Annotated in this window: 5 protein-coding genes and 2 pseudogenes; 4 read left to right on the forward strand and 3 right to left on the reverse strand. The window is 68.7% G+C overall.

What is annotated here, in order from left to right; genetic code table 11:
* Window positions 1-142 precede the first annotated feature (142 nt).
* Window positions 143-2263 (forward strand): DUF2075 domain-containing protein, encoded by a 2121-nt coding sequence (locus tag PV350_RS01725; protein WP_500332633.1) that lies wholly within the window; start codon window positions 143-145, stop codon window positions 2261-2263.
* 51 nt (window positions 2264-2314) lie between these two features.
* Here the strand turns inward: PV350_RS01725 and PV350_RS01730 are convergent, their stop codons facing one another.
* The gene (locus tag PV350_RS01730) at window positions 2315-2446 is read right to left on the reverse strand and encodes a DUF6408 family protein (RefSeq protein ID WP_500332589.1); all 132 of its coding nucleotides are present in this window, start codon (window positions 2444-2446) and stop codon (window positions 2315-2317) included.
* Window positions 2447-2729: 283 nt separating this feature from the next.
* Here PV350_RS01730 and PV350_RS01735 point away from each other — a divergent pair.
* Together PV350_RS01735 and pglZ are read left to right on the forward strand one after the other, a co-directional pair.
* Window positions 2730-5435, forward strand: a pseudogene (locus PV350_RS01735) (BREX-2 system ATPase PglY family protein); the annotation flags it as partial.
* Window positions 5432-8317 carry a BREX-2 system phosphatase PglZ gene (gene pglZ, locus PV350_RS01740; RefSeq protein WP_500332590.1) on the forward strand — a complete coding sequence of 962 codons (2886 nt, stop codon included), beginning with the start codon at window positions 5432-5434 and terminating at the stop codon, window positions 8315-8317. The pseudogene PV350_RS01735 and the gene pglZ, both read left to right, overlap by 4 nt.
* An 18-nt stretch (window positions 8318-8335) precedes the next feature.
* Here the strand turns inward: pglZ and PV350_RS01745 are convergent, their stop codons facing one another.
* Together PV350_RS01745 and PV350_RS01750 are read right to left on the reverse strand one after the other, a co-directional pair.
* On the reverse strand, window positions 8336-9385 hold the full coding sequence (locus PV350_RS01745; protein ID WP_500332591.1) for a CBS domain-containing protein: 1050 nt from the start codon (window positions 9383-9385) through the stop codon (window positions 8336-8338).
* Window positions 9382-11217: a GmrSD restriction endonuclease domain-containing protein gene (locus PV350_RS01750; protein WP_500332592.1), complete on the reverse strand. Its 1836-nt coding sequence runs from the start codon at window positions 11215-11217 to the stop codon at window positions 9382-9384. Before PV350_RS01750 ends, PV350_RS01745 begins: the two co-directional genes overlap by 4 nt.
* Window positions 11218-11390: 173 nt before the next feature.
* On the opposite strand from PV350_RS01750, the pseudogene brxD reads away from it, so the two are divergent.
* Window positions 11391-12236 (forward strand): annotated as a pseudogene (gene brxD / locus PV350_RS01755) (BREX system ATP-binding protein BrxD); the annotation flags it as partial.
* Window positions 12237-13079: the final 843 nt, after the last annotated feature.

Consider the following 13079-nt stretch of genomic DNA (forward strand, 5'->3'; position numbering starts at 1 on the left):
ACCGGCAGCTGGCAAATGCCGACCGCATGACCGATCGATTTCATAAGATTCTTCATACCGGTTGCGGCCCGACGGGCTTCCTCGATGGACACGCCCCCACCCGCACGAGTCACTCGTGCCCTGGGGGATCCACGTCGTGCCCATGCTCCTGCTGAAGCTTTCCGCGGCGGACCTGCTCACTCTCAACTCCAGGCGTCGGATGGTGCCGCACCTGGCAGCCCGATGGAAGCACTTCCGCGGGGCTGAGGCTTCAGAGTCGGAACGCGCCGCGTGGGCCGAGAGCCTGGTTCACCTCGCCAAGGACTTGGTGGCAGCCGGCCGAGGTGACGTGCAAATGATCGTCGAGTGCGCGGCGACACTTGACCAACCGGAGAATCCCAACGACCTCCGCCTCATCGACGTCGTTCTGGTCGGCAAGCACCCGGAGAGCCGTAATCTGTCGATCCAGCTCGTCGAGCTGAAACGGTGGTCGTCGGTGACACGGGTCGAAGCTGCCATAGCCGAACTGGTACGAGTGCCGGGCATGATCGATCTGAAGAAGCATCCGGCTGCGCAACTGCGTGAGTACTACGAACTCTTCACCGGTACGCGAGGGCCTCTGCAAGGAATCTCGTTCGAGTGTGGCGGTTTCGCGTACCTACACAATGCCACGGATGAGTCCGTCCAGGTTCTTACCGATTTTGGCGCCCCTACCGGCGCCTACGCCCGCATGTACACCAAGGACGGTCGCGCACAACTGCTCTCCGATCTACGGAAGCACTTCGCGGAGGACGGAGGTGCCTCGGCCGCCGAGCAGTTCCTTGACCGCATGTGTTTACGCAATACTCCTCTGCTCGATGCCATGATCATGTCGCGAGGGGAGGACACCGTCTTCACCTTGCGCGGTGCGCAGCAGCAAGTAGCGGAGGACGTCATGGAGACCGCTGGCAAAGTCCTCGGGGACCCGGACCGGCCCGCCCTCGTTCCGGACGACAGGCAGGTCGTCTTCCTGGTGACCGGAGGCGCCGGCACGGGCAAGAGCGCCATCGGTCTCGAGATCAAGGCGGCACTCGAGGCCCAGGGACGGACAGTGAATTACGCCAGCGGGAGTCGTGCTTTCAACGGCGCGATGCAGGAACACGTGGGCTACGGCGACAGGGAGTTCAGGGAGAGCTTCACCTATTTCAGCAGTTTCGTCACCCCGCCCGAACCGCGTCTGGACGTACTGATCTGCGACGAGGCCCACCGTCTCCGGGACCGCTCCACCAACCGATTCTGGCGCCCTGAGCAGCAGGGGACGAAACCGCAGGTGGACGAACTATTGGATGCCTCGCGCGTGACCGTGTTCTTCCTGGACGAGAGCCAGTCCGTGAGACCGAACGAAGTGGGCACGGTCGCGTTGATCGAGGACGCCGCAGCACGGCGTGGCGCACAGCTGGTCCGCTACCGGCTCCGCGAACACTTCCGCTGCGGGGGCAGCGATGCCTACGTCCGCTGGGTGCGAGCCGTTCTGGGTTTGTCGCCTGACCACCCGGAAAAGTGGACGCCGGACGGGCTCATGCACATCGAAGTGGCCGACGCCCCCGAGGAACTGGAAAGAATCATCCGGACTGAAGCCAGGACCGGAGCCTCGGCTCGTATGGTGGCTGGCTACTGCTGGCCCTGGACCAAGCCGCAGGGCCCGGAGGGACGGCTCGAAGCGGACGTCCGCATCGGTGACTGGCACCGCCCCTGGAACGCCGACAGCGAGAGCTTCTGCGAGAACGGCAGCGCCCCGCCTTCGAAGATCTGGTCCGTGCACCCGGCCGGTCTCGACCAGATCGGCTGTGTCTACACGGCGCAGGGCCTCGAATGGGACTGGTGCGGCGTTGTCATGGGTGACGACATGGTCCGCCGTGACGGGCGCTGGGTCTTCCAGCGTGGCAAGGAACGCAAGGAAGCCGGAACGGGAGTCAAGCGGGTATCCGTACCGGGGTCTTTCGATCCGAAGGTGCGGGCGGGCAATCTCGACGACGACGAATTCGCCCGGTGTGTACGCCATGCCTACCACGTGCTGATGACCCGGGCGAGTCGCGCAACCGTGCTCTACTCGACGGATGAGGAGACGCGTGCGTATCTGAGGACGATGGTCGGCGAGGTCCAGATCCACGGTCTGCGCCCCACCTGGGAGAACCTTCCCCCTGCCGCACGGGTGCCCCATCTTCCGCGCCCGAAGCGCGGCAGCGGGAAACGCAAGCGTGATCGCAAGGCGAGATCGCAGGCCGGCCAGCGGCCCTTGTTCTGAGTGCCCGAGGAGTGGGAGTGGCGGGCTCGCCGGGCCCGCCACATGCCCGCCTCAGACGAGCAGGCGCGCTGCCGCCGTCAGGGCCGCCAACACGAGGTTGGAGACGACTCCGGCGGCGGCGCCGACCAGGACCTCACGGATCCAGGTACGACGCGCAGGCTTGTACTCGACAGGGTTGATCACGGACCACTCCTCGGACGTGGGTTCGGAATGGCAGGGGTCGCCCTACCGGGCATCCGCCCTCACGCGAGGTGAGGTCCTGTGGAGGCTCTGCCGTCCGGCACCCACGGCCGTCGAAACGGTCCGGGAAACCTGCTCTCGTACCCTCCGGGAAGGTGCGCAGCGCCAAGAACCCTATCGCACAAAGGAGTTAGTTTGCCGGGTCGTGGTCTCGACGCCGGCCTCGGGCAGGTCGAGTTCGGCCCACACCGACTTGCCGACGTTGGGGCGGGGGTTGGTGCCCCACCTCGTCGACGAGGCCTTCGAGCGGACCAAGAAGGTCGGCACCCAGGTGTGGGACACCCTGCTCGGCTCCGACAAGGCGACGACCGGCGCGGACGCCGAGTCGTTCCGGCTGACCTACCCCTTCTCGCCGGCGTTCATGGACACCCTCGTCCACATCTCGTCCGCGCTGCAGCGCTCCCGTACCGGTCTGAAGCTGATGGGCCAGCTCCTCGCCGACCACCGGGACGACCTGCGGCTCGGGCAGCTCGTGCCGGTCGGCGACCTCTACCCGGTGATTGCGGAGGGTGGCGACAAGCCCTTCACCGACAGTCTGAAGGTCGTTTTCGAGGCCGCCGACAAGCTCTATAAGACCAAGCTGCGGCCGTACCTGCTCACCACCTACGACGTGACCGAGGACGACGTCGAGCAGTTCCTCCACCGGCCGGACACGCTCCCAGACCCCCAGCTGGCCAACCGCTGCCGCATGTTCGTCGGCGACAACCGGCTCGTCTGCACGCTCTTGCTCTCCGCGCTCGCGCCCAGCGTGCCCGCCCTGGCCGAGCTGACCATCCGCCGGCTCGGCGCGCTCAACCACGGCTCCGTCATGGCGCCGATCCCGGGCAGCGAGGTCGGCATCATCAAGAACAAGGTCGCCGAGTGGGCGGCACGGTTCCCCGAGATCAAGGAGACCGGCACCGACGCCAACCCGGGCGTACGGTTGGAGCTCTCCGGCGTCGACGTGGACTCGGTCATCGCCAACGCGCAGGTCAACGACAACCCCGCCAACCGCCTGGCGCTCGCCAAGCGGCTGCTGTCGGAGGAGATCGGCGTCGACCACGGCCAGTTCAGCGACGAGCTGGCGTTCGTGTGGCGCGGCACCGCCCGCACCGTCGAGATCGTCTTCGGGAACCTCTCCGACGAGGACGAGCTGCCCGACCACGACCTGATGCCGCAGGAGGAGGGCCGCTGGCGGATCGCCGTCGACCTGCCCTTCGACGAGGGCGAGAAGGGGCCCGTCGAGGACGCCGAGCGGATGCGCCGACTGCGCGAGCGCCAGCAGGGCGAGCGGTCCCGCACCGTCGCCTGGCTGCCCGCGCACCTGTCCGCGCAGCGCTTCGCCGACTTCCGGCGCCTGGTCGTCATCGACAAGGCCCTCGCCGACGAGCACCGCTTCGACACCCAGTACGCGGGCCACCTCAACGCCGACAACCGCAGCCGCGCCAAGGGACTTCTGGAGACCCAGCGGGAGGCGCTGCTGAAGCAGGTCAAGGGCGCCTTCAAGCAGGCGTACGGGCTCGCGCAGAAGCAGGCCGCGGACGTCGTGGCGGGCTTCGACGACCACCTGGTGGCGCTGCCCGACGTCGACGACCTCACCCTGTCCTTCGGCCAGTCGCTCCACGACAGCAGTCGCCACGTGGCCGGCAAACTGCTCGCCCACCAGTACCCGGAGCACCCCAACCTCGACCCGGACGGCACCGACACCGCCGTCAAGCCCGCCGACGCGCGCAAGGTGTTCACCCACGTACGGGCCGCGGCCGAGGCCCGCGACGGACGCATCGAGGTGCCGGCCGCCGACCGCAAGCTGATGCAACGGATCGCAGGACCGCTTCGGCTCGGGCAGCAGAAGGAGGCGTACTTCGAGCTGTCCCGCTTCTGGGCCGACCACTTCCGCCAACTCGCCAGCAGCCAGGGCGTGACCGGTGACCTCAGCCTGATCACCCTCACCGACTGGACCGACAAGCCGTCCCCGCGCGGACTGCCCGACTTCCTCGCCAAGCTCGTCGTCGCTTCCTTCGCCGAAATGGACGACCGGGTGTGGGTGCGCGGCGGCACCGTCCTCGACCCCGCCCCCGAGCCGACGCAGATCAAGGACCACGACGCGCTGCGCAGCCAGCCCCTGCCCACCGAGGACGACTGGAACACGGCGCGACAGCGCTTCGAGACGATCTTCGGACAGAAGGCGCCGACGCTGCGCCGCGGACGCATGGTCAACCAGTTCGCGCGCCAGATCACCGAGTCGGCCCGTACTTTCCAGGAGCCGGCGGCCGACCTCGTACGGCAGTTGGAGGAGCACTCCGGCTTCCTCGCCCTGGACGAGACCGACGACTCAGGCCGGCTCGCGCTCGCGCGGCGCTCGCTGGAACTCCTCAAGGCCCTCGGCTCCACCGCCGGGCAGGGCGCGGCAGGCGCGAAGAAGACGGTGGAGACGCTCGCCTCCTTCGATCTGGGCGCGGTCAGCGCCGACCGCTACGGGACGTCCATCAAGCAGGCCCGCGCCGTCGCGGAAGCCCTCTCCGCGGCGTCCTGGCACACCCTCGAGCTCGCCTCCGGCGAGGGCCCTGAAGGAGTCGCCCTGCTCGACTCCCTGCGCAACGTGGCACGCGGCGATCAGCGCACCGGCGACCTGCGCGAGGCCCTCGGCCGTACCCAGCGCGAGATCCTGGCACTGGTGAAGCGCAACCGGGTGGTGGTCACCCCGCCGCCGGTGCCCACTCCGCCGCCTGCCGCGGGCGACATCTCCTTGAGTACGAACACCAGCCACCCGCCCGTGTCCGAGATCCCGCAGCCGACCGGCGGAGCCACTTCGCCCGGCGCCGTCCGGCGCTCGGGCGCACACAAGGCATCGGTATCCCAGGCCGCGGCCGCGCTCCAGGCGGAACTGGCCGACCTGCTGTCCCGCGAGCCGGATGCCACCATCGAAATCACCTGGCGGGTCGTCGACCGATGACCACCACGATCGCCGCCGCACCGGGCGCGGTCCGGCTGAACACCGCGACCGTCACCCAGTACCTGTCCGCCCAGTCGTCCCTCGCCGCCTCCCTCGTGGAGGGAGGCCGCGGCAAGCGCAGGTCGGTCCTGCTGCGGTCCGCGCCCCAGTGGGACGGCCCCGCCGAGCCCGTCTGGGGCGAGGGGCGCAGCGCCCGCATCGCCGCCGGACACTCTCCGCTGGCCGTCCACGAGCTCGTACTCGACCACCTCGGGGACAGGGCCCCGGGCCCCGCCGTCCTGGTCGTCCTCACGGACCGGGAACAGAACGAACTCGACCCGGCGATCCTCGCACGCGTCCACAAGCAGCGGATAGAGACCGTCGACAGCTGGGACGTGGTGCGCGAGGCCTTCGGCGCCGAGCACATCGACCCCCGGCTCAAGGACGCCAACTGGGCGGCGGAGGCGCTGCTCGACGCAACCCCGCCTGGCGGCTGGCCGTCCGTGGCAGGCGGCTGGCTGACCCGGCAGAGGGCACTCACCGCACTCGCGCTCCGTCGGCTGCGCCTCGGCCGCTACGACACCGAAAGCGGGGTACGCCGCCCCGCCGACGACCGGCTCGACGCCCACACTCTGCTGCACTGGTCGCTCAGTCGTGGCGGCCCCGAGCGACTCCTGGAGCTACGCGGCCCCGAGCGCGCCGGGCTCACCGCGTTCCTCGCCGAGGACGACCAGGCGGGTCTGGCCGGACGCGCCCTGCTCACGCTCGTCGATGCCGAGCACGGGGCGGACGCGGTGGCGTTCGGCCTGGTGTGCGCGGCACTGTGGCAGCACGCAGAGCCGGACGCGGAGACGTACCGGGCCAGGGGCCGGGCCGAGCGCTGGTTCGGTGAGCAGCCGCCGGCGACCGGAGAGCAGCTCGACGCCCTGGTATCCGTCTTCGGCCGGACCACCGAGGAGTACGTGTCATCGCTGCTCGCGACCGGCAGCAGCAGCGGTGGCGGTGAACCGGACGGCGTACGCGAGGTCCGACGCATCACCGGCACCGTTCTCGACAGGGCAGCCGCACTGGCCCGCCAGTTCGGAGCCGAAGCGGCCGTCGCCGCAAGCCCCGTCATGGCAGCCGGGCTTGAGGGACGGTTCACCGCCGTGGGCCGCACCCTTGCCGCAGGGCAGCCCCAGACCGCGGCCGACGCGATCAGCGTGCTGGCGGATCACCAGCTCGCGTCCACCTCGGACGCCCGCGCCCGCATCGAGCGGACGCGGATGGGGCAGCGGCTCAGCCAGTGGCTGGCCTCCGACCCGGCCGACGAGTCGCCCAGCGTCGGCGCTGCCATAAAACGCCACATCGAGGAGACTGGCTGGGTCGACCTCGCGCTGGAGCACATCGAGGGGGGCGGCGACTCCGATCCCGTACTGAAGGCTGCGTACGACACGCTCGGCACGCGGGTCCGCGAACGGCGCCGGGAGATCGACCGCGCCTTCGCCCGGACTCTCGCGGTCTGGACCGAGGCCGGCACGCAGCCCGGCACGATGCTGACCGTGGAGACGTTCCTCGACCAGGTCGTCAAGCCTGTGGTGAAGAACGCCGCCGGGCGGCGCCTGCTGTTGCTCGTGCTGGACGGAATGAGCGCCGCGATCGCCGGCGAACTGGCCGAGGAACTGCGTCAGTCCTGGGCGGAGTTCGATCCGCTGCCGTACGACGCGCCGCAGCGCCGCGCGATGGCGGCCGCCCTGCCGACTCTGACGGCCGTGTCCCGTACGTCACTGTTCGCGGGCGTTCTGATGAAGGGCACGCAGGCCGACGAGACGCGGCTGTTCCCCGCCCACAAGCTGTGGGGCGGCGCCCCGGCGGCGGTGTTCCACAAGGACGACCTGCGCACCGAGACCGCAGGCGACGCATTCGGCCCGGCACTCGCCCACGCCCTCGCTGACGGCAAGACCCACGTCGCCGTCGTCCTCAACACCATCGACGACCGGCTCGCCAAGGAGCAGAAGCTCGGCGACGGCGCCTGGCGCGTCGACGACGTCGCCGCGCTCCGCGAGCTCCTCCGAGTCGCCGCCGCCCAGGGCATGATGGTCATCCTCACCAGTGACCACGGGCACGTCATCGACCGCCACGGAGCCAAGACCGACGCCGCCGACCCCGCCTCCGCCCGTCACCGCCTCCCCGGTGGCCAGCTCGCGGATCAGGAGATCGCGTTGTCCGGTCCCCGGGTCGTCTGGCCCGAGCCCGGAGCGTCGATCGTCGCCCTGTGGGACGCCGACTCCCGCTACACCGCGCTCAAGGCCGGCTACCACGGTGGAGCCTCCCTGGCGGAGTTCACCATCCCGGTCCTGGCCTTCCTGCCGTTCGGCGCGGAAGCCCCCCAAGGGTGGCGCGAGCTGGGCGACCAGCGGCCGGCATGGTGGTCCCCGGAGACACGGCCCGCCCGCGCCGACCGCCCGGCGATCACCGCGCCGCCCGTGAAGAAGACCGCCGCCAAGCCGAAGAAGAAGGAAGCCGAACTCGCCAAGACCCACGACTCCCTCTTCGACGTGGCCCTGACGACCGGCGGCGACGACGCCCTCCTCACCCCCACGCTGGTGTCACCGGACGAGACCCTCATCGCCTCACTGCTCGCCTCGGACGCCTACCAGGCCCAAATCGGGCTGCTGGCACGCAAGCCGAAGCCGGAACAGGTGGAGAAGGCGCTCGCCGCACTGCTCGACGCAGGCGGCACCCTCCCCGTGACCGCCCTCGCGCAGCGCATCGGCATGCCGCCGGGCCGTGGCGACGGCTTCGCCGCCGTCCTTCGGCAGCTGCTCAACTTCGACGGTGTGCAGGTTCTCGAGACACTGCCCGATGGACGGACATTGCGGCTCAGCACCAGCCTGCTGCGCGACCAGTTCGAACTGAGGTAACCCGGCGGGGGAAGAACGTCAGGAGACGAAGTCCCGGAGCAGCTTGGCGAAGCTCGTCAGCTCGCGAATCTGCTGCTCCGGGAGCGGCTCCTCGTCGAAGTGGGCGATCCGGTTGCGGATCGCCTTCACCCGCCGGAGGTGGCCGATGAACTGGTTCCGGTCCATCGCGGGCCAGTTCAATGCCGCCCAGTTGACGTCAGCCCGCTGGGCTTGAGCCGCATTGTGCTGGTCTCCGTTCAAGAGCTTCAGGTAGTCGCCGAAGACGAGATCCGCGACCAAGCCGGAATTCCCGTAGCTCTGGGCTGCCTTGATCGTCTCCTGGTCCAGTGCAGCGCCGAGGCAGCGGCGCAGAAGCGATTCGATCTCTCCCACTACGAAGAACGGCCGGGCCGACCCCTCGAAGCGGTCGGTGACGTCGTCAGTGGTCACGATGCCGCAGAAGCAACCGTTGCCGTCGCGGAGGAGGAGGTAGCCGTGCTCCCTGAGCGTGGGCAGGGCGCTGAAGAGTTCTTGCCGGGCGTCAACGACCGGCAGCGACTCCTTGTCCATCGCGTTCTCCAGCGTGGGTTCCTTACCCGCTTGGTACATCCGAGCCAGGGAACGCCAGGTGACCACGCCGTGCAGCGTCGTCATGCCCGTCGTCACGGGCAACTGGGCCAGGCCGTGGGCGTGCATCAGCCAGGTGGCCTGGGAGAGCGCGTGGCCCAGACCGACGGACCTGACCCCACGGCGCGCAGCGGGAAGATGTTCGAGCAGCAAGCGCTGGGGCAGCGCGCGGGAAGGCAGTGCTTCCTCGCGCTCGTCCTCAGCCGTCGCGGCATCCGACTCTGCGGCAGCCGGCCGCTGTCCGGGGACGGCGGCCAGAGGGACGATCTCGACTTCGCCGCGTGCGCTGCACACGGCGAAGTCGGGGAGCGTGGTCAGTCCTGCGTCCGCGAGGCACTGCGAGATCAGGTGCACGCTCTGGTGGTCGCGCACCCGTACCTGGAAGAGGTCCAGGATCCCCTGCACGGGCATGGTGGTGCCCTTGCACGCCAGCAACTGCTCTTGAGAAGGCACGGCGTTCATCGCTGCTCGCCCCCCGGCAGCTCACGGTGCATGGTCCGCTTGCCCATGGCCGAGCGCACCAGTTCCTGGAGCTGCATCGAGCGGTCCCGGTAGAAGCGCTCGTAGTCGTTCGCCCGCAGCGCCTCGGGATCGATCAGATGCGTGGCAACCACATCGTCGAACCATTCGGGGCGCATGTCCGAGGCCGCGGCGAGCGTCGGGAGGTAGGAACTGGGCTGGCCCGTCATGGCCTGTGCGGCGCGATAGGAAAGCGGCGTCTTGTTGACGATGGAGTTCGTCGGGGGATGGCTCGAGCCCGGGTTGCTCTCGTTCATCCGCTCGACCCATGCCTTGCTGAAGATCTGTCGGAGGTCCACCGAATACTCCGACAGCTTGCTCGGGCTCAACGGAGCGCCGGTGTGGTGCCAGTCGACCGCACCCTGCTTGATCAGCAGGGCGTAGATGCCCTTGTAGGCCGCGCTGTTGCGCGTGGTGAGGTTGTCCAGGCGGTCGGAGATGAAGAACGCGTCACCGACTGTGTCGGGCGCGATGCCGGCGTCTCTGATCCAGGCGATGAGCTGCTCGACGTCACGAGTGAACCTGGTTTCCGTCGAACCGCCATACATCTCTCCCAGCACGCCGCACCAGTACCACTGAGAGATCATCTCCTCGGCGCGCTGACTGTCGGTCTCCTCACCGATGATCGCCCGCACGGCGGCCAGGGGTACCAGCTGGGTGCGGTACGGCAGGTCGGCGGAACGGACGATGCACTGCTGCTGGAGAAACTCCCCGACCCAGGCGAAAGCGTCGGCCACCTGGGGTGCCAGCCGCACGAAATCGGCCAACGGCAGCTCGAGCAGATCACGCCGCTTGCAGGAGACCGCTGTGCCGGTGCCCGACTGCTTCCGTTCCCAGGTACGGGCCAGAGCCACTGCCTGGAGGAAGTCGCTGCTGCTGAGACCGTTCTCGAGGCCCTTCTCCAACTGCCCGAAGACCGGGTACTTACCCGCCAGATTCTCCTTGATGTCCCGCCACACGTCGGGGAGGCGGTAGTAGTCGCCGTTGTCACGGACGTAGTCGCGGTCGCCGGCGTACGTGGCGGTCAGCAGCTCGAACACGTTCAGAGGCACGCCGCCCGTGTTCACCCGCTCGAAGACCGCGCAGACCGCCTCCATCGAGGTCGAGGCCGCCAGACGGATCATGGGCACCTGGAACGTGCGGATCTGCTGGAGGACCAGCTCGTCGAACTTCCCCCACAGGTCCCAGTTCCGGTCTTCGTCCGCCTTGATGTACGACTTCTTCCAGGCGTTCACCCTCACGCTGTCGAAGATGAAGTGCAGCGGGAAAAGACCGGCTGCGCACTCCTTCTCCTCGGTACTGAGATCGAGGACGACCGTGCGGTTGAAGTCGGTCCGCAGGACCTTGTCCTCCGGCACGGAGATCACCGACTCGTCACGGTCGGTGGATGGTCCGACGGCCTTGGCGACGTCGATGTAGTACCAGCGCCTGATCGGCTTGTTGCGGGCATCCGCCGTCTCAACCGGGACGTCCAGGCACAGGGCCTGGAACAGAGAGGTGAGGCGTTGCTGGCCGTCCAGCAGCAACAACTCAGGCTCGCGGTGTTCGTTCGGCTGCCCGGCGCCGGTGAGCGTACGTGCCCGGAAGGGCGAGGCGGCACCGGTCTGGAGTGTCATGACGACACCCAGAGGGTAGTCGAGGGTCACCGTGGCGATGATGGCCCGGATACGGTCGTCGTCCCACTTCCACTCGCGCTGGAAGTCCGGTAGCTGCAGTGTCCCCGAGGCGACGTCCGCGAGCAGTTCCTTGAGCTTGACGTTGTCGAGCGCAGCCATCTAAAGGCTCCCCCATTGCCTCGCACCACCCTGTACAGAGAGTGATTTCACCAACATGATCGGGTTACCGTCAACCCATTCGGCCAAGCCCGTCACAATCGCTGCCCTGACCGCCACAGGCTGCGGGCTCGAGGGGCGTACGGCACAAGCGTGACAATGGGACACTGGCGCATGTGAGTGCCACCGGATCCACACGTCCCACCCAGGTCAGCGCGGCACGCCGCCGCGCTGTCGTCGATGCGCTGCGGCGCGGAGCCGTGCCAGAAAGCGGGCTCGACCTGCTCGCCACCGGGCTCGACCGGTTCGAGGCTGCGCTCGACGCGGAACTGGACACAGTCGCCTCCGGTGGGTCGGTGTTCAAGGCCGTCCGAGGTGAGTACGGCTCCGGAAAGACCTTCTTCACCCGGTGGCTGGGGGAGCGGGCCAAGCGACGGAACTTCGCGGTGGCCGAGATCCAGATCTCGGAGAACGAGACTCCCCTCCACAAGCTGGAGACCGTCTACCGCAGGCTCACCGAGAGACTCACCACCTCCAGCTTTCCGCCCAGTGCGCTGCGGTCCGTGGTCGACGCCTGGTTCTATGCGCTGGAGGAGGACGCCCTCGCCGCCGGCGCCACCGAGGATGAACTGCCGGGTGAGGTGGAGAAGCTGCTCCTGGCTCGCCTCGCAGAGGTGTCGCGCCACGCCCCGTCCTTCGCTGCCGCCCTGCGCGGCTACCGGGCAGCGCTGGCCGAGGGTGACGAGGCCACCGCGGCCGCAGTGATGGCCTGGCTCGGCGGGCAGCCACACGTCGCAGCGGCCGCGCGCCGAGCCGCGGGTGTGCGAGGGGACCTCGACCACTTCGGGGCGCTCGGCTTCCTGCAGGGCCTGCTCACCGTCTTGCGAGATTCCGGGCACGCAGGACTGTTCGTCGTCCTCGACGAAGTGGAGACACTCGCCCGTGCAGATCGACCCCTTCTGAACCGGGTCGGTGGGGGTGGCGTCGACGGTCACCCAGGACTGGCCGCCGTCGTAGGTGGTGGCCACGTACAGGTGCCAGACGCCCGTGAAGTTGGCCGCGTCCTGATAGTTGCCGCCGGTGGTGGTGCCCAGGAAGGCGAACGCGGCGCGGTTGTCGTCGCCCGCGGTCACGGCCGGAAAGACGATGTTCTTGATGCCGAGGGCCGCGCCGACGTTCTGGTCGTACAGCCACGTCTTGCCCTTGTCGTGGCTGACGGCGATACGCGGCGTGCCGTCGCTGTTCTGGTAGCCCATGTAGACGGTTCCGCCGGCCCCGACTCCCACGCTCGGGTCCGAGTCACCGGGGGTGCTGGACGGGTTCTTGCGGACGGTCCACGTCAGCCCGTTGTCCTCGGAGACGGCCACGGCCTGATTGCCACCGCAGCCCTTGTTGGGCACGTACACCGTGCCGTCCGGGGCGACCTTCACATGCCCGTGCAGGCCGCCGCAGTCCAGCAGCGAGTACATCGGAACGGCGGGACCGTACGTCAGACCGCCGTCCCGACTGACCGCGCAAGAGGCGTCGGCGATGTCCTGGGAACAGTAGTAGACGGCGTTCGGGTACGACGTGACGGTGCCTGGACCGCCCGTGGCGAAGGCGCCGCCACCGATGGTCTGGTGGTCCACACCGGAGTTGATGCCCGAGCCGCCCGTCGGCGTCCACATGTCACCGTCGTCGTCGGTATAGCAGGTCAGGGCGGTCTTGCCGGCGAGCTGCGACTCGAAGGTGCGGTGGGTGACCGGGTCGGTGAACAGGATCGGGTCGAGGCTGGTGGTGCTTCCCTGGGGGCAGCCGTTGGCCGCGCTCGCGCTCTTGTCCTGCCACGTGGCGGCACCGGCACTGTCGTAGGTGACCTTGAGTGT

The organism is Streptomyces sp. PA03-6a, assembly GCF_033792765.1.
Taxonomy (GTDB): domain Bacteria; phylum Actinomycetota; class Actinomycetes; order Streptomycetales; family Streptomycetaceae; genus Actinacidiphila.

Excerpts from the sequence above, each read along its gene's own strand:
- PV350_RS01725 (WP_500332633.1), top strand. The coding sequence starts at position 143 with ATGCTCCTGCTGAAGCTTTCCGCGGCGGACCTGCTCACTCTCAACTCC.
- pglZ (WP_500332590.1), top strand. The coding sequence starts at position 5,432 with ATGACCACCACGATCGCCGCCGCACCGGGCGCGGTCCGGCTGAACACC.
- PV350_RS01745 (WP_500332591.1), bottom strand. The coding sequence starts at position 9,385 with ATGAACGCCGTGCCTTCTCAAGAGCAGTTGCTGGCGTGCAAGGGCACC.
- PV350_RS01750 (WP_500332592.1), bottom strand. The coding sequence starts at position 11,217 with ATGGCTGCGCTCGACAACGTCAAGCTCAAGGAACTGCTCGCGGACGTC.